14 protein-coding genes are annotated in these 17211 nt (G+C 71.3%); 9 read left to right on the top strand and 5 right to left on the bottom strand.

The annotated features are described in order from the left end of the window. Positions 1 to 7: 7 nt before the first annotated feature. The 6 genes from AB0I67_RS12620 to AB0I67_RS12595 all read left to right on the top strand — a co-directional run bounded on the left by AB0I67_RS12620 (position 8) and on the right by AB0I67_RS12595 (position 7673). Positions 8 to 991: an ABC transporter permease gene (locus AB0I67_RS12620; RefSeq protein ID WP_357921979.1), complete on the top strand. Its 984-nt coding sequence runs from the start codon at positions 8 to 10 to the stop codon at positions 989 to 991. After that, positions 988 to 1887 carry an ABC transporter permease gene (locus AB0I67_RS12615; RefSeq protein WP_357921976.1) on the top strand — a complete coding sequence of 300 codons (900 nt, stop codon included), beginning with the start codon at positions 988 to 990 and terminating at the stop codon, positions 1885 to 1887. Before AB0I67_RS12620 ends, AB0I67_RS12615 begins: the two co-directional genes overlap by 4 nt. Further along, positions 1884 to 3953 (top strand): ABC transporter ATP-binding protein, encoded by a 2070-nt coding sequence (locus AB0I67_RS12610; protein ID WP_357921973.1) that lies wholly within the window; start codon positions 1884 to 1886, stop codon positions 3951 to 3953. The genes AB0I67_RS12615 and AB0I67_RS12610 overlap by 4 nt, the downstream gene beginning before the upstream one ends. Then, complete coding sequence (locus tag AB0I67_RS12605; protein WP_357921970.1) at positions 3950 to 5656, top strand: ABC transporter family substrate-binding protein; 1707 nt, start codon at positions 3950 to 3952, stop codon at positions 5654 to 5656. The genes AB0I67_RS12610 and AB0I67_RS12605 overlap by 4 nt, the downstream gene beginning before the upstream one ends. An 81-nt stretch (positions 5657 to 5737) precedes the next feature. Beyond that, the gene (locus tag AB0I67_RS12600) at positions 5738 to 6808 is read left to right on the top strand and encodes a winged helix DNA-binding domain-containing protein (RefSeq protein ID WP_357921968.1); all 1071 of its coding nucleotides are present in this window, start codon (positions 5738 to 5740) and stop codon (positions 6806 to 6808) included. A 34-nt stretch (positions 6809 to 6842) separates the two neighbouring features. Further along, positions 6843 to 7673 carry a PhzF family phenazine biosynthesis protein gene (locus tag AB0I67_RS12595; protein ID WP_357921965.1) on the top strand — a complete coding sequence of 277 codons (831 nt, stop codon included), beginning with the start codon at positions 6843 to 6845 and terminating at the stop codon, positions 7671 to 7673. A gap of 633 nt (positions 7674 to 8306) precedes the next feature. On the opposite strand, the gene AB0I67_RS12590 is transcribed toward AB0I67_RS12595, so the two are convergent. The 4 genes from AB0I67_RS12590 to AB0I67_RS12575 form a co-directional block, all read right to left on the bottom strand. Then, positions 8307 to 9038, bottom strand: coding sequence for a VOC family protein (locus tag AB0I67_RS12590; protein ID WP_357921962.1), 732 nt, complete (start codon positions 9036 to 9038; stop codon positions 8307 to 8309). Positions 9039 to 9107: 69 nt separating this feature from the next. Beyond that, a complete protein-coding gene (locus tag AB0I67_RS12585; RefSeq protein WP_357921959.1) occupies positions 9108 to 9668 on the bottom strand; it encodes a PadR family transcriptional regulator in 561 nt (186 codons plus the stop codon). 92 nt (positions 9669 to 9760) lie between these two features. Further along, the gene (locus tag AB0I67_RS12580; protein ID WP_357921956.1) at positions 9761 to 10762 is read right to left on the bottom strand and encodes a glycosyl hydrolase; all 1002 of its coding nucleotides are present in this window, start codon (positions 10760 to 10762) and stop codon (positions 9761 to 9763) included. A gap of 261 nt (positions 10763 to 11023) precedes the next feature. Next, positions 11024 to 12058, bottom strand: coding sequence for a LacI family DNA-binding transcriptional regulator (locus tag AB0I67_RS12575; protein WP_357921953.1), 1035 nt, complete (start codon positions 12056 to 12058; stop codon positions 11024 to 11026). 81 nt (positions 12059 to 12139) lie between these two features. Here AB0I67_RS12575 and AB0I67_RS12570 point away from each other — a divergent pair, with 81 nt between their 5' ends. The 3 genes from AB0I67_RS12570 to AB0I67_RS12560 are packed head-to-tail and all read left to right on the top strand — an operon-like array spanning position 12140 to position 15179. Further along, entirely contained in the window at positions 12140 to 13429 is a 1290-nt protein-coding gene (locus AB0I67_RS12570; protein ID WP_357921950.1) for a sugar ABC transporter substrate-binding protein, read from the top strand. Further along, complete coding sequence (locus tag AB0I67_RS12565; RefSeq protein WP_357921948.1) at positions 13426 to 14358, top strand: sugar ABC transporter permease; 933 nt, start codon at positions 13426 to 13428, stop codon at positions 14356 to 14358. Before AB0I67_RS12570 ends, AB0I67_RS12565 begins: the two co-directional genes overlap by 4 nt. Continuing rightward, complete coding sequence (locus tag AB0I67_RS12560) at positions 14358 to 15179, top strand: carbohydrate ABC transporter permease (protein ID WP_357921945.1); 822 nt, start codon at positions 14358 to 14360, stop codon at positions 15177 to 15179. Before AB0I67_RS12565 ends, AB0I67_RS12560 begins: the two co-directional genes overlap by 1 nt. On the opposite strand, the gene AB0I67_RS12555 is transcribed toward AB0I67_RS12560, so the two are convergent. Further along, a complete protein-coding gene (locus AB0I67_RS12555) occupies positions 15169 to 17199 on the bottom strand; it encodes an MMPL family transporter (protein ID WP_357921943.1) in 2031 nt (676 codons plus the stop codon). The two genes, AB0I67_RS12560 and AB0I67_RS12555, sit on opposite strands and share 11 nt — an antisense overlap. Positions 17200 to 17211: the final 12 nt, after the last annotated feature.

Raw genomic sequence — 17211 nt, 5'->3', positions numbered from 1 at the left:
AGGTGCGATGGCGGGGTTCCTGTTCCGGCGACTGGTCAACTACGTGGTGCTGACCTTCGTCGCCACGAGTCTGGCGTACATGCTGGCCGCCAGCGCCCTCAGTCCGAGGGCCAACTACCTCGGCCGCAACCCGCCGCTCCCCGCGGCGGCGATCGACGCCCGGCTGGACGAGCTGAACCTCAACGACAAGACCCCGCTCCTGGAGCGCTACGGCACCTGGGTGAGCGGGGTCGCGCACGGTGACTTCGGCCTGACCGTCCAGGGCGACTCGGTCAACGAGGACCTCAAGCGCCGTGCCGGGGTGACCTTCCGCCTGATCATCATCGGCGTCTTCTTCGGCAGCTTCCTCGGCGTCGCCATCGGCGCCTACGCCGCGGTCAAGCAGTACGGCTGGTTCGACCGGCTGACCACCGTGGCCTCCTTCTTCGTGCTGGCCGTCCCCACGGTCGTGCTGGCCACGATCCTGGTCATCCTCGGCACGCAGTTCAACAACCTGCTCGGCATCCCGGTCGTCTACGTCAGCGGCGAGGCCACGCCCGGCCTGACCGGCGGCTTCTTCGCGCACCTGCTCGACCGGGTGCAGCACCTCATCCTGCCGACCATCTCGCTGTCCATCGGGCTGATCGCCACCTTCAGCCGCTACCAGCGCAACATGATGCTCGACGTGCTCGGCGCCGACTTCATCCGCACCGCGATGGCCAAGGGCATGTCCAGGCGGGCGGCGCTGACCAAGCACGCGCTGCGCACCGCGCTGATCCCGGCGGTCACCTACTTCGCCTTCACCTTCGGCTCGCTGCTGGTCGGCGCGACGATCACCGAGAAGGTCTTCAACTGGCCCGGCCTGGGCCAGCAACTGGTGAACTCCATCACCACCAACGACGTCAACACCGTGGCCGCCATCGCCTTCCTGACCGCCATCGCCGTGCTCTTCGCCTCGCTGCTGGCCGACCTGCTGACCGCGGCGCTCGACCCGAGGGTGCGGGTCTCGTGACGCTCGCCGAGGAGGAGATGGCGGAAGAGCTGGAGGCGGTCCAGGTCCCGTCCCGCTTCCGGGTGGTCGCCCGGCGCTTCTTCGGCATGCGGCAGGGCCTGATCGGCTTCGTGCTGCTGGCGCTGATGTTCGTGCTGGCCTTCTTCGGGCCGCTGCTGGGCCACTGGAGCTACACCGACAAGGACTTCACCGCCTTCCTGGCCCCGCCGTCGGCCTCGCACTGGTGGGGAACGCTCCAGACCGGGGCCGACGTCTACGCGCTCACTCTGCGCGGGATGCAGAAGTCGTTGCTCGTCGGCCTCCTGGTCGGCGTGATCAGCACCGCCATCGCGGCCGTCGTCGGCGCCTTCGGCGGCTACTTCCTCGGCTGGACGGACCGGGTGCTGCAGTGGGTGGTCAGCCTGCTGCTCGTGCTGCCCAGCTTCCTGATCCTGGCGATCATGTCGCCGCTGTTCTCGGGCGGCGCGTGGGTGCTCTTCGTGATCATGCTGGCGCTGTTCATGTGGATGATCACCTCTCGGGTGGTGCGCGGGCTGACCATCTCCATCAAGGAACGGGAGTTCGTGGCCGCCGCCCGGTTCATGGGCGTGCCCGCCTGGAAGATCATCTTCCAGCACATCATCCCCAACATGTCCTCGCTGCTCATCGTGGACGCCACGCTCAACGTCAGCGCCGCCATCCTCACCGAGACCGTGCTGTCCTACTTCGGCTTCGGCATCCAGCCGCCCGACGTCTCCCTCGGCAGCCTCATCGCCGACGGCTCCAAGACCGCGACCTACGCCCCCTGGACCTTCTGGTTCGCCGCCGGCGTGCTGGTCGTCACCGTGCTGGCGGTCAACCTGATCGGCGACTCCCTGCGCGACGCCTTCGACCCGACCTCGAAGAGGGGAAAATGAACGAACCGGTGCTCCAGGTCACCGACCTCCACGTCCGGTTCGGCGAGGTGCACGCGGTCCGCGGGGTCTCCTACGCGGTACGGCGGGGCGAGGTCCTGGGCATCGTGGGCGAGTCCGGCTCCGGCAAGTCGGTCACCTCGCTCGCGGTGATGGGCCTGCTGCCGCCGCACGCCAGGGCCGAGGGCTCGGTCCGGCTGCACGGCACCGAGATCCTCGGCGCCAAGGAGCGGACGCTCACCGCCTTCCGCGGCAAGACGATCTCCATGGTCTTCCAGGACCCACTCTCCGCGCTCACCCCGGTCTACCGGGTCGGCGACCAGATCGCCGAGGCGGTCCGGCTGCACCAGAAGGTGTCGAAGGAGCGGGCGGCGGTGCGCGCGGTCGAGCTGCTCGACCTGGTCGGCATCCCCAACCCGGGGGTGCGGGCGCGGCAGTTCCCGCACGAGTTCTCCGGCGGCATGCGGCAGCGGGCGGTCATCGCGATGGCCGTCGCGAACGACCCCGACGTGATCATCTGCGACGAGCCGACGACCGCGCTCGACGTGACCATCCAGGCGCAGGTCCTCGACGTGCTCAAGAAGGCGCGGGAGGAGACCGGGGCGGCGATCGTGATGATCACGCACGACCTCGGGGTGGTGGCGGGGATGGCCGACCGGGTGCTGGTCATGTACGCCGGCCGGCCGGTCGAGGTGGGGACGGTGGACGACATCTACTACCGGCCCCGCATGCCGTACACGCTGGGGTTGCTGGGCTCGATCCCGCGGCTCGACCAGGGGGCTGGGCAGCCGCTGGTGCCGATCGAGGGCAGCCCGCCCTCGCTGGCGGCGCTGCCGCCGGGCTGCCCGTTCCATCCGCGCTGCCCGATGGCGATCGACGCCTGCCGTACCGCGGAGCCGCTGCTGGAGGTGGTCGACGGGCTCGGCCACCGCGCGGCCTGCATCCGCGCCGGCGAGATCGCCGACCGCGACCTGTCGCCGGTCGAGGTCTACGACGTCGAGAGCGTGCCGGCCGGCCGGCACGCGCGGCCCGAACCGGGCGACGCGCTTCCCGAACCGGAGCCCTCCGGCCCGGCGGTGCTGGCGGTCGAGGATCTGATCAAGCACTACCCGCTGATGAAGGGCGCGATCTTCAAGCGCCGGGTCGGCACGGTCCACGCCGTGGACGGCATCAGCTTCGCCATCCGCGAGAGCGAGACGCTCGGCCTGGTCGGCGAGTCAGGATGCGGCAAGACGACGGCGCTCATGGAGGTGCTGGAGCTCAGCCGCCCCCAGGGCGGCTCGATCAGCGTGCTCGGCAAGGACGTCGCCCGGCTGACCGCCAAGGACCGGGCGGGCCTGCGGCGCGACATGTCGGTCGTCTTCCAGGACCCGCTGGCCTCGCTCGACCCCCGGATGACCGTCTACGACCTGCTCGCCGAGCCGCTGCGCGCCCAGGGCGTCAGGAAGCCGGGGCCGCGCATCCACGAGCTGCTCGACCTGGTCGGGCTCGACCGGTCCCACGCCGCCCGCTACCCGCAGGACTTCTCCGGCGGCCAGCGCCAGCGCATCGGCATCGCCCGCGCGCTGGCCCTCGAACCCCGCCTGGTGCTGCTCGACGAGCCGGTCTCCGCGCTCGACGTGTCCATCCAGGCGGGCGTGATCAACCTGCTCGACGACCTGAAGAAGCGGCTGGCGCTGAGCTACCTGTTCGTCGCGCACGACCTGGCCGTGGTGCGGCACCTGGCCGATCGGGTGGCGGTGATGTACCTCGGGCGGATCGTCGAGCTCGGCGAGGTCGGGCAGGTCTACGACCGGCCCCTGCACCCCTACACGCGGGCCCTGCTGTCGGCCATCCCGTTGCCCGACCCGGACAAGGAGCGGACCAGGAAGCGGATCCTGCTGGACGGCGACCTGCCCAGCCCGGCCGACCCGCCCTCGGGTTGCCGCTTCCGCACCCGCTGCCCGCTGTTCAAGACCCTTTCCGAGCCGGAGCAGTCGCGGTGCGTCCAGGACGACCCCGCCGTCCGGCAGCTAGACACCGATCATGGCGTGGCATGCCACTACGCCGAGAAAACGGAGGGATTGTGAAGAAGCTCCTGATCCTGGCGGCGGCCGGGGCGCTGGCCCTGTCCGGGTGCGGCGGGGGAGGCGGCAGCTCGGGCGGCAGCGGCGGCGGGAGCGGCGGCGGGGGCTCACCCCAGGCGATGAAGGCCTACGACATCAACCCGGTCGCCCGGGACCAGGTCAAGGACGGCGGCACGCTGCGCTGGGGCATCAACGACTTCCCGACCCAGTGGAACATGGGCCACACCGACGGCAGCAACGCGATCACCAAGAAGGTCATCGACGCGCTGATGCCCGCCCCCTTCCGCTCGGACGAGAAGGCGGTGATCACCCCCAACCCCGACTACCTGGTGGACGGCAAGATCACCGCGAAGAACCCCAAGCAGGTCGTCACCCTCACGCTCAACCCCAAGGCCAAGTGGTCCGACGGCAAGCCGATCACCTGGGCCGACTACGAGGCCCAGTGGAAGGCGCTCAACGGCAAGGACCCCGCCTTCCGCGGCGGCAGCGTCACCGGCTACCAGGACATCGAGAGCGTCAAGAAGGGCAAGGACGACTACGAGGTCGTCATCACCTTCACCCGCAACTTCACCGACTGGCAGAGCCTGTTCGCCCCGCTCTACCCCAAGTCCGCCACCGGTACGGCCGAGCAGTTCAACACCGGCTGGGTGAACAAGATCCCGGTCACCGCCGGGCCGTTCAAGTTCGGCAGCATCGACAAGACGGCCAAGACCACCACGCTGCTGCGCGACGACGCCTGGTGGGGGGAGAAGGCCAAGCTCGACCAGATCATCTTCCGCTCCATGGAGAGCGACGCGCTGATCTCGGCCTTCGCCAACGGCGAGCTCGACACCTTCGACATCGGCCCCTCCGCGCCCGACTACGCCCGCGCCAAGGGCACCTCCGGCGCGGTCGTCCGCCAAGCCGCCGCGCCCGACTTCCGGCACGTGCTCTTCAACGGCGAGAGCGCGCTGCTCAAGGACGTGAAGGTACGGCAGGCGCTGCTCAAGGGCATCAACCGCCAGGCCATCGCCCAGTCCGACCTGCAGGGCCTCGACTGGCCGATCACCCTGCTGAACAACCACTTCTTCATGAACACCCAGGAGGGCTACCAGGACAACGCCGGCGACCTCGGCGTCTACAACGCCGAGCAGGCCAAGCAGCAGCTCGACGCGGCCGGCTGGAAGCTGTCCGGTCAGACCAGGATGAAGGACGGCAAGGAGCTCAACCTGCGCTTCGTCATGCCGTCCGGGCTGCAGCTCACCAAGTCGGAGGGCGAGCTGCTGCAGAGCATGCTCGGCCAGATCGGGGTGAAGGTCACGCTCCAGGCGGTGCCTAGCGAGGACTTCTTCACGAAGTACATCATCCCCGGCAACTACGACTTCACCGCCTTCGCCTACACCGGCACCCCGTTCCCGGTCTCCAGCAGCTACTCCCTGTACGCCAACGCCGCCAAGGGCGCCGGCGGCGAGCTGCAGTGGGGCAACAACCTCGGGCGCATCGGCTCGGCCGAGATCGACGCGGCGATGAACAAGGCCACCGCCGCGCTCGACCCGGCCACCGCGCGGGCCGACACCAACGCCGCCGACAAGCTCATCTGGCAGGCGGTCAACCTGGTCACGCTCTACCAGCGGCCGCAGAACGTCGCGGCCAAGTCCACCCTGGCCAACCTGGGCGCGCGCGGCTTCTACGACCTGAAGTACCAGGACATCGGCTTCACCGCCTGATCTCCGCCCGCACGCCGAGGACCCCCGGGACGCCTGCCCGGGGGTCTTCGCCTGTCGGTGGCAGGGTGTAGAAGTGGTGCCGTGACGATTGAGCTGACCTGGCCCCAGATCCTCTCGTGGCGACTCGACCGGCAGTTCGTGAGCGCCGCCGACGCTCCCGACGCGGTCGCCGTCGCCCGCCGGCTGTGCGGCGTGCAGGCCCAGGTCGCCTCGGCCGCCCGGCTGGCCGTGGCCGTGCGCGGCGCCTCCGGCGTGGAGGAGGCCCTGTGGGAGCGGCGTGAGCTGGTCAAGACCTGGGTCATGCGCGGCACGCTGCACCTCGTGCCCGCCGACACGCTGGCCGACTACTGCTCGGCCCTGTGCGCCTACCGGGCCTGGGAGAAGGGGGCCTGGCAACGCGGCCACGGCGTCACCGCCGCCGAGATCGACAAGATCATCGAGGCCGTGCCCCGGGCGTTGTCCGGCCGGGTCCTGACCCGCGAGGAGCTCGTCGAGGCCGTCGTCGAGGTCACCGCCGACGCCCACCTGCGCGAGGCGCTCTCCTCCGGCTGGGGCGCGCTGCTCAAACCGCTCAGCCGGCTCGGCGAGCTCTGCTACGGCCCGCCCCGCGACGGCAAGGTCACCTTCGCCTCGCCCCGCGACTGGGTCCCCGGCTGGCCCGCCGAGCTGCCCGACCGCACCGAGGCGGGGGTACGGCTGGCGCGCGCCTTCCTCGGGGCGCACGGCCCGGCGAGCGCCGAGATGTTCGGCTCCTGGCTGTTCGGCGCCGGGGTGGCCAAGCCCGCCGTCAAGTCGTGGTTCCGCGCGCTCGCCCCCGAGCTCACCGAGGTCGAGGCCGGCGGGCGGCCACTGCTCGCGCTCACCGCCGACCTCGACTCGCTGGCGGCCACGCCGGTCTCCGAGGCGGCGCACCTGCTGCCGGGCTTCGACCAGTACATCCTCGGCGCGCCGCGCGACCTGGAGCCGCTCATCCCGGCCGGGGCCAAGGCCAAGGTCAGCCGGCAGGCGGGGTGGATCTCGCCCGTGGTGGTCTACCGGGGCCGGGTGGCCGGCGTCTGGGAGGCCAAGGACGGCGCGATCGTGACCGACCTCTTCGAGGACGTGCCGGCGGACTCCCTGGAGCGGGCGGTGGCGCGCCTCCGCGCCCTGTGAGGCGCTGGCGGGGAGTTCTGCCAGACTCGAAACCATGAAGCGTGCATTCCGGCAAGTCGATGTCTTCACCGCTGTGCCGTACTACGGCAACCCGCTGGCCGTGGTGGTCGACGGGGAGGGGCTGAGCCAGGAGGAGATGCAGCGGTTCGCCCGGTGGACGAACCTCTCCGAGACCACCTTCCTGCTCCCGCCGGCCGACCCCGAGGCGGACTACCTGGTGCGGATCTTCACCCCGGCCCAGGAACTGCCCTTCGCCGGACACCCGACGCTGGGCAGCTGCCAGGTCTGGCTGGAGGCCGGCGGGCGGCCCAAGACCGAGGGCGTCGTGGTCCAGGAGTGCGGGGCCGGGCTGGTGCGGATCCGGCGTGAGGGGGCGAGCCTGGCGTTCGCCGCGCCGCCGCTGATCCGCTCGGGGGAGCTGCCGCCGGAGCTGCTCGACGAGGTCGCGCGGGCGCTGGGGCTCGGGCAGGAGGACATCGTGGCGGCGGCCTGGGCCGACAACGGGCCCGGCTGGGTCGCGGTCGAGCTGGCCGACGCCGAGGCGGTGCTGGCGTTGCGGCCCGGCTACCTGGAGCAGAAGATCGGCGTGGTGGGGGCCTGGCCGCCGGGGTCGGAGACCGACTACGAGGTGCGGGCGTTCTTCCCGGTGGACGGGGTGATGCGCGAGGACCCCGTGACCGGCAGCCTCAACGCCTCCGTCGCCCAGTGGCTCCTCGGCAGGGGCCGGGCCGCTACGCCGTACACCGCCAGCCAGGGCACCGTGATGGGGCGAGCCGGGCGGGTCCGGGTCTCGACCGACGAGCAGGGCACCATCTGGGTCGGCGGCGAGGTCGTCACCTGCGTGAACGGCGAGGTCAACCTCTAACGCTCAGCCCGACCACCCCCCACCACCTGCCCCCCACCACCTGCCCCCACCACCTGCCCCCCACCACCGGCCACTTACTACCTGGCCCCGGCCGCCGTCCCTCGGCCCACGACCACTGCCTGGCCCCGCTCCCTGACCCGCCACCAACCGACCCCGCCCACCAACCGACCCCGGCCACCGGCTGCAACCCGCCACCCGCCACGGGCCACCTGAGCTCCGGCCGCAGCCCGTCACCCTGCGACCGCCGCCCCCCGTCACCCCGCTTACCCGCCACCACCCCGCTGCCACCCGCCACCACCCTGCTCCCACCACCAACCGGCCCCCCGCCGCCGCCTAGCTCCCGGGAGACCGGGGGGCTGGGAGACGGGGGGCAGGGTGTCGGGGACTGGGCCGCTGAAAGCCGGGGGTGCTCGGGAGGCGGGGGTGCTCGGGAGGCGGGCTGTCCGGGAGGCGGGGGTGCCCGGGAGGCGGGGGTGCCCGGGAGGCGGGGCTGCCCGAGAGGCGAGACTGCCCAGGAGGGGGAGGTGCTGGGGACGCGGGGTGCTGAGGGAGGTGGGGCGTCGAGGACGGGGCTGCCGGGGATGGGGAGCTGGGAGGGCGGGTGGCGGGTGATGAGGGCGGGAAGGCGGGGGTCTAGGGCTCGGCGGGGGAGATGGCGGTGGTGAGGTCGGCTGCGGCGGCGAGGGGGGCGGCGAGGCGGGTGCGGGTGGTGGGGTCGAGGGGGACGGCCAGGGCGCGGGCGAGGAAGGTGCGGGCCTCGTCCGGAGAGCCGAGACGGCCGGCGAGCTCGGCCCGGTAGAGGAGGACCTCCACCAGGTCACCAGCCGGCGCATCGGCCTCGTCGGTGCGGCGCAGGACGCCATCGAGGATCAGCGCCGCCTGTCGCTCGTCTCCCCGGGAGTCGCCCTGGACGACGGCGTTCTGCAGGGCGATCCCGAGCTTGGTCGCCGACGACGGCGGGGCGGCGGCGTCGTCCTGGGCGGGGAAGAAGCGGATCCAGTTCCCCCCGGGATCCACGACGCTGAACCCGGCCAGGCCGTCGACGTTCTTGCGCCGCCGCGGCGTGGTCATCCGCGGGATCCCGGCCACGAGCACCTTCCCGTAGGCGGCACGCATGCCGTCGGCGAAGGCCCGGTGCAGCACGCCGGTGTCCGGCACCCGCACGACACAACTGCCGTACGACTGCTCGGGGTCGAAGCCCGGGATACCGGCGAAGTGCAGTTCGAGGTCCTCGCGCCGGACGGCGAGGTAGGGGTTGGGGCGGAGCTGCCGGTAGGTGGTGGTGAAGCCGAGCACCCCGTAGAAGGCGGCGATCTCATCGATCGAGACGCAGGGCAGCAGGGGAATGGTCACCTCGTTGGCCAAGACGGCACCTCCAGCTAATCAAATTTGACTACTGGAAAAGAGCATAGCCCGCACAGTAGTCGACGTTGACTAGTCGGCCATCTCGTAGCGCCCGGACTCCAGCCGCTCGATCAGCCCCCGCGTCCACTCCGCACTGCCCGTGGAGTAGTGCACCCACAGGCCCATGATCTCCCCGACCGTGCCCCACTCCCGCGCGTCGGAACGCTCGGCGGACCAGTGCCGGTCCACCTCGGCCCGCCACGCCTCCAGCGCCGCGAGCCGGGTCCGGAGCAGCCCGACGGCCTCGGCGCGCGGCAGCGCGGTGAGGAAGCCGACGCCCGCGGTGAGCAGGTCGATCCGCTGGTCGGCCCGGGAGAGCGCCTCCCGCAGCAACGCCAGGAACTCCTCCTCACCAGGCCCGGTGAGCTCGTACTCCACCCGCGGCGGCCCCCCGGCGTCGCTCGGCGCGACGTCGTGCGCCAGCAGCAGGCCCTGCCTGGCCGACTGCTTCAGCGCGTGGTAGATCGAACCGGGCTTGGCGGTCGACCATTCGTGCGCGCCCCAGCTCTCCAGGTCGCTCCGCACCTGGTAGCCGTGCGCACGGCCACGGGCGCGCACCGCGCCGAGCACCAGCAGCCGGATCGCCGACACGTCCCTCCCCTTCGCCGAAGCCTCCCCTCGTAGAAGCCCCCCTCGCGGAAGCCTCCCTCTCGGAGAAGGTCAGGGTATCGAGGGCCGCCGGGTCACAGGACGTGCGAGATCCCGCGGGCCGCCAGGTGGGCGGGGTCGGCCGCGCGGGCCGGGTCCACGATCGCCACCGGGCCGGTGCCGCGCCGCCGTACCCACTCGGTGTGGAAGGGGCTGCCGGGGGCCACCTCCGCGCGCCGGTGCGGCTCCGCCCGCAGGTCGGCGGGGCAGCGGAGGGCGGGCCGCAGGCCCGGCCGGGGCCGGGGCGCGGCCAGGTAGGCGGCCAGCTCCTTGGCGGCCGGCTTGGCGACGTGGTCCACGGTGAACAGCCCGAGGTCGTACTCCCGCTCGGGGAAGTCGGCCAGCGCCCGGTCGAGGTCGTGCGAGCACCACCAGGTCACCCCCCAGAGCGCGGGGTTGGCGCCGACGCTCTCCAGCAACCCCCGCGTGTACGGCGCGGCATCCTCGGCCCCGATGTCCGGCCGGGGCGCCCCCACCTCCTGCAGCCAGACCGGCCGCCCCGGGTCGGCGGAGGCGGCCGCGGCCAGCTCGATCAGGTAGTCGGCGTGCGTCACGGTGGCCGGCCCCAGCGGCCCGTCGAGCGCGGAGACGCCGTTGAACACCCACGAGTGCACGGTGGTCAGATCGCCCAGATCCACGTTGTCGGCCGGGTGGAAGGGATGGCCGGGGGCGTACCAGGTGTCGTCGTAGAGCGAATGCAGGACCGTCAGCCCGGGAGCGGCGGCGCGGGCCACGCCGAGCAGCTCGGCCGCCCAGGCGCGCGAGTCCTCGGGCGTGGTGGGGTTGCTCGGCCAGAGGTTGTTGACCTCGTTGCCCAGGGTGAGCGCGAAGACGTTGTCCTTGGCCGCCACGGCCCGGCCGAGGGTGTCCACGTAGGCGGCCAGGCCCTCGCGCACCTTCGGGTCGGTGAACAGGCTGCGGCTGTGGTGGGTGAGCACCCACGAGGGCAGGAAGTCGAAGCTCGACAGGTGCCCCTGGAGCAGGTCGACGGCGACGCCGAGCCCGAATTCGGCGGCGACGTCGATCAGGGTGAGCACGTCCTCGACCGCGCGGGGCCGGATGAGCGTACGGTTGGGCTGGATCCACGGCCAGATCGGAAAGATCCGGACATGGTCGAGGCCCAGCCCGGCCAGGTCGGCGAGGTCGCGGCGGGCGGCGTCGGCGGAGAAGTCGAGCCAGCTGTAGAACCAGTTGGCGGAGGGGACGTAGTTCGCGCCGAAGCGGATGCGCCCGCCGTCCTGAGTGTCGTGTCTGATGATGCTCTCGTTCCACTCGGTCCGGCATGGATCGGCGCGAGCCTAAACCGATTTAGTGCCGTCTGCCAAGGGTGCGGTACTCTCCCGCACGGTCAGCCGGGGCGTCTGGGTCTGGACCTCGCGCGGCCGGCCCGGCTCGGCGATGGTCTCCAGCAACGTGGCCGCGACCTGCTGGCCGAGCGCGAAGGTGTCGCGCGAGAGCGCGGTCAGCGCGGGGTGGACGATGCGGGCCAGCACGGAGTCGTCGAAGGCGACGATGGAGACCTCGCGCGGCACCCCCACGCCCATCTCGCCGGCGACGCCGAGCCCGGCGACCGCCATGACGTCGCTGTCGTAGATGATCGCGGTCGGCCGGTCGGGCCGCGACAGCAGCGTACGCGTGGCCGCGGCGCCCTCGGCGTCGCTGAAGTCGGTCGGCACCGAGAGCAGTTCGACCAGGCCCAGCCGGCGGGCGGAGTCCTTCAGCGCCCGGATGCGCCGCTGGGTGTGCCGGAAGGAGGGCAGGCCGGAGACGTGCGCGATGCGGGTGTGCCCGAGCGCGGACAGGTACTCCACGATGGAGAGCATGGCCTCGCGGTCGTCGGCCCACACGCTCGACAGCGAGCCGTGCCTGCCCGGCCCGCCCAGCACGACCGAGGGCAGGCCGAGCTCCTCCAGCACGGCCACCCGGGGGTCGCGGACCTGCAGGTCGACCAGGATGAAGCCGTCCACCCGGTGCTCGGAGGCCCAGCGCCGGTAGACCTCGATCTCGGCCGCGGTGTCCTCCACCACCAGCAGGTGCAGCGCCACCGCCCGCGCCGACAGGCCCGCCTGCAGTCCGGACAGCAACTGGGCGAAGAACGGCTCGACGCCGATGGTCCGCGCGGGCCGGGCGATGACCAGCCCCACGGCCTCGGCCTTCGCGCCGACCAGGGCGCGGGCCGCGCTGTGCGGACGCCAGTTCATCTCCTCGGCCACCTGCAGGATCAACGCCCGCGTGGCCTCGCTCACGCCGGGCCGGCCGTTGAGCGCGAAGGAGACGGCCCCCTTCGAGACACCGGCCCGCCGGGCAATGTCGGCGATCGTCGGTCGCGCCACGGATCCCCCTTGACACCAGAAGTTTGATGGGTAGATAGTCCCGACAACTAGAGCGGTTTAGCAAGCGGCAGGAGACAGAACATGCGAAGGCACTGGACGGCGCCGGCCTTAACCGTGGCCGCGGCGCTGGCGATGTCGGGCTGCGGCCTCGGCGGCACCGAGACCCCGCCGCAGCAGCAGGCCGCCCCCACCACCACCTCCGGACAGGTCACCGGCAAGGTATCGCTCCAGACGTGGGCGTTGAAGCCGAAGTTCACCGACTACGTCCAGGGTGTCATCGACGGCTTCGAGAAGCAGCACCCCGGCGTCGAGGTCGAGTGGCTCGACCAGCCCGGCGACGGCTACTCCGAGAAGGTGCTCACCCAGGCCGCCAGCGGCACCCTGCCGGACGTGTCCAACCTGCCGCCCGACTTCGCCCTCCCGCTGGCCAAGCAGGGCCTGCTGCTCGACATCGCCAAGGCCGACGCCAAGGCGATGGAGGAGTACGTGCCCGGCGGCCTGGAGGCCTACCGGTTCGCCGGACTCGACGGCACCTTCGGCTACCCGTGGTACCTCAACACCGACGTCAACTACTGGAACTCCGAGCTGCTCACCAAGTACGGCCTCGACCCGAAGCAGCCGCCGGCCGACCTCGACGCGCTGATCGAACAGGCCAGGACGGTGAAGGAGAAGTCGGGCGGCAAGGTCTACCTGATGAGCCGCAAGCCCGGCCTGAGCGACCTGGCCAACGCAGGGGTCAAGCTGATGGCCGACGACGGCTCGGCCTTCACCTTCAACACCCCCGAGGCCGCCGCGCTGCTGGACAAGTACGCCCAGGCCTACAAGGACGGCCTGCTGCCCAAGGACATCCTGACCGACACCTTCCAGGGCAACGCCAAGCTCTTCTCCGAGGGCAAGGCCGCCTGGACCACCGGCGGCGGCAACCACATCACCAGCCTGCAGACCGACAACCCCTCGCTGGCGCCGAAGGTGGTCTCCTCGGCGGCGATGGGCACCCCGCCGCTGTACGTGCAGGGCCTGTCGGTCTCGGCCAAGAGCAAGAACCTGCCGGCCGCGGTCGCGCTGGCCCGCTGGGTGACCAACGCGGAGAACCAGGCGGCCTTCGCCCACCTGGTCGCGATCTTCCCCAGCACCAAGGCCTCCGCCAGCGACCCGTTCTTCAGCAAGAGCGACGGCACCAACGCCGGCGACGCCAAGGTGACCGCCTTCACCTCCCTGGCCAGCGCCAAGATGCTGCAGCCCGTGCAGTTCAACAGCGCCATGGACAAGATCGTGAACCAGCAGTTCGCCCTGGCCATCAGTGGCGACGCCACTGCCAAGGAAGCCCTCGACACCGCCGTGGCGAAATGCAACGAACTTCTCAACCAGTGATCAGCCGCCCCGCTGACCGGGCGGTCCCGGCCGCCCGCCGCGGCGGGATCGTCCACCAGCGCTGGTTCACGCCGTGGGTGCTGATCGCGCCCGCGGCGGCCTGGCTGCTGATCTTCTCCATCTGGCCCGTGATCAACACGATCATCCTGTCGTTCACCAACGCCAAGCCGCTCAGCGGGGGCCGCTTCACCGGGCTGCAGAACTTCGAGCGCGCGCTCAACGACGACCAGCTCGCCGACGCCCTGCTCAACAGCGTCGTCTACATGGTGGTCTGCGTGCCGCTGCTGACCTTCCTGCCGCTGCTGCTGGCCGTACTGGTGGAGAAGCGGCTGCCGGGCATCACCTTCTTCCGCACCGCCTTCTACACCCCGGTGATCGCCTCCGCGGTGGTGGTGGCGATCATCTGGAGCTGGATGCTCAACGAGCAAGGCATGCTCAACGGCCTGCTCCAGCAGTTCAGGGTGATCCAGGAACCGCTGCCCTTCCTGACCGACCGGTGGTTGCTGCTGTTCAGCGCGATCAGCCTGACGGTGTGGAAGGGCCTCGGCTACTACATGATCATCTACTTGTCGGCGCTCGGGAACGTCCGCCGTGACCTGCACGAGGCGGCGGCCGTGGACGGGGCCGGGCCGATCCGGCGCTTCTTCCACATCACCGTGCCGGGGGTGCGCAACACGATGCTGCTGGTCTCCGTGCTCATCTCGGTCAACGCGCTGCGCGTCTTCTCCGAGCTGTACGTGCTGTCCAACGGCACCGGCGGGCCCGGCGGGCGCGACATGTCGGTGGTCATGCTGATCCAGCTCTACAGCCGCGGCTTCACCGGCCACCTGGGCTACGCCTCGGCGCTGAGCCTGCTCCTGCTGGTGATCACCATCGGGCCGATGCTCCTGCTCACCCGCCTCGGCCGCGACGATCGGAAGGGGACCTGATGCCGGCGCGCGAGAAGATCCTGCGGTACGGGCTCCTCCTGCTGGTCCTGCTGATCACCGTGGGACCCTTCCTGCTCCAGCTCTCCACCTCGCTCAAGAGCGCCGACGAGGACGTCTTCACCGCCACCCCGCAGTTCCTGCCGAGCAAGCCGACGCTGGACAACTACGTCACCGTGATGGAGACCCTGCCGGTCCTGAAGTACGCCAGGAACTCGCTGATCGTCGCCTTCCTGGTGGTGACCGGCAACGCCATCGGCGCGACGCTGGCCGGCTACGCGCTGGCCCGGTTGCGCTTCCGCGGCGGCAAGCTGGTGCTCGGCGCCTTCGTGGCCACCCTGGTGCTGCCGGAGGAGGTGACGATCATCTCCAAGCTGGTCACCATCCAGAGCATGGGGCTGTCCGACACCCTGCTCGGCGTCGCCCTGCCCGACATCATCGGCATGCTCAACGTGCTGCTGATGCGCACCGCCTTCGCGGCCATCCCCAAGGAGATGGACGAGGCCGCGATCGTGGACGGCGCCAACGCCTGGCAGCGCTTCCTGCGGATCGGGCTGCCCAACGTGCGCGGCATGCTCAGCGTGATCACGATCTTCGCCTTCATCGGCGCGTGGGACAACTTCCTGTGGCCGCTCATCGTGCTGACCGACCCGGAGAACCTGACCCTCACCGTCGGCCTGAACTACCTCAACGGCACCTTCAGCGCCAACCCGCGCCTGATCACCGCCGGGACGATGATCGCCTTCATCCCGGTCGTGATCGTCTTCGCCACCCTCCAGCGCTTCTTCTTCCGCGGCGTGGAGGAGGGGGCGATCAAGGGCTAACCAGGGGGCTGGGCGGCACCCGCAGCAGGGTCGCGGCCCAGCCCGGCAGCCACCAGTTCCAGCGGCCCATCATCGCCACCAGCGCGGGCAGCAGGACGCCGCGGATCAGGGTGGCGTCGATCAGGATGCCGAGGGCCAGGCCGCCGGCGAAGATCCGCACGTCCATCTCGGGTGTCATGGCCAGTGCGGCGAAGGAGACGATCAGGATCAGCGCCGCCGAGGTCACCAGCCGGCCGGTCCTGGACACGCCCTCGACCACCGCCCGCCGGCTGTCGCCGCTGCGGTCGTACTCCTCGCGCATCCTGGCCAGGATGAACACCTCGTAGTCCATGCTCAGGCCGTACAGGAAGGCGAAGATCGTCAGCGGCACGAACTCGCCGATGCTCATGCCGCCGCTCTGCCAGATCAGCACCATCGCGCCGATCACCGCGCCCAGTGACAGCAGGTTGAGCACGATCGCCTTGATCGGCAGCAGCAGCGAGCGGAAGGCGCGGGCCAGCAGGACGAAGGTGACCAGGGCGATGAGCCCCAGCATCCAGGGGAAGGCGCCGTAGGCCCGGTCGCGGAAGTCCATGCTCTGGGCCACGTTCCCGCCGACCTGCGTGCCCTCGGGTACGGCGGCGCCGAGGCGGGCGACGGTGGCCTCGCCCTCGGCGCTGCCGTTCTCCGCGACCGGCAGGACCGACAGGATCGCCGTGCCGTCCCGGCGCCACTTCGGGGTGTCCGGCGCCAGGACGGCATGCACGCCCGCGACCTTCGCGAGGCTCTCCGGCTTCGGCTGCCCGGTCACCAGCACCTCGATCGGCGTGATCACCCCGGTCGGGATGCCGGCCCGCTCCAGGGCCGCCACGCCGGGCGTCCCGGGTCCGCGCAGGTCGCGGCTCTCCGGCAGGCCGAGGTCGACGCCGAGCCCGGCCCAGGCCAACGCCAGCAGCAGCCCGCCGGTCAGCACGGCGGCCGGGATGCGGCGCCGTACCACCCAGCGAGCCCAGACCGCCCACGCGCGCGGCTCGCGGCGGCTCACCCGCGACCGGCTCCGGGCCAGCAGCACCGGCAGCACGGTCAGCGTCGTGACCACGCTGACCGCCGCGATGATCATGCCCGCCAGCCCCAGGCTGCGCAGGAACGGCACCGGCAGCACGATCATCGTCAGCAGCCCGATCGCCACCGCGACCCCGCTGAACAGGATCGACCGCCCGGCCGCGGCCATCGCCCGATGGACCGCCTCGTCCCCGGCGAACCCGCGGGCCCGCTCCTCCCGCCAGCGCGCGACCAGCAGCAGAGAGTAGTCGACGGCGATGCCCAGACCCAGCAGCGGCATCGTGGTCAGCGCCACGTCGTGCACCGTCATCACCAGCGTGAGCAGCAGGATCACCAGGAAGGACAGGAAGACGGCCAGCACCGAGACCAGGACCGGCACGAAGGCCAGCGCCGAGCGGAAGACCAGCAGCAACACCACCACGGTGGCCAGCAGCCCGACGAGGATCTTGCTCGGCACGTTCACCCCGCCGGCGTCCGCGCTGGGCACCAGGCGGTCGAGCCCGGTCACGTGGACCACGCTGCCCGGCGGCAGGTGCGGCCGCATCGTCTCGGAGATCAGCGGCCCGTCGTCCGGCGTCTCGCCCAGCCCGCCGCCGGGCGGGCTGCCGTCGGAGTAGGTGCCGGGGAAGACCAGGCCGAAGGTGGTCCGCCCGTCGGAGCCGACCAGGCGGGGGTCGTGGGTGTCGGCGTAGGAGACCACGCGGGCCTCCGGCAGCCGCGCGGCCACGGCGGCGAAGGCCGCGCCCACGGCCTCCGGCGAGCTGCCCTCGGGCAGCACGACGACCGGGATGAAGGGCCGTTGGTAGCCGCCGTTCCCGTAGATCCCGGTGATCTCCTTGTTGACCTCGAAGACCGTGTAGTCCTCCGACAGCCGCTGGACGGCCAGCGGGGTGGCCCCGAGCCCGGCGAAGAACCCCACCAGCGCCAGCAGGGCGACCAACCGCCGGCGGCGCAGAACGAAAGCCGAAAATCTCTCCATGTCCGCCAAGTC

This window comes from Nonomuraea sp. NPDC050310, from assembly GCF_040655795.1.
In the GTDB taxonomy this organism is placed as follows: domain Bacteria; phylum Actinomycetota; class Actinomycetes; order Streptosporangiales; family Streptosporangiaceae; genus Nonomuraea.
This window is presented reverse-complemented; position numbering and strand designations above follow the sequence as displayed.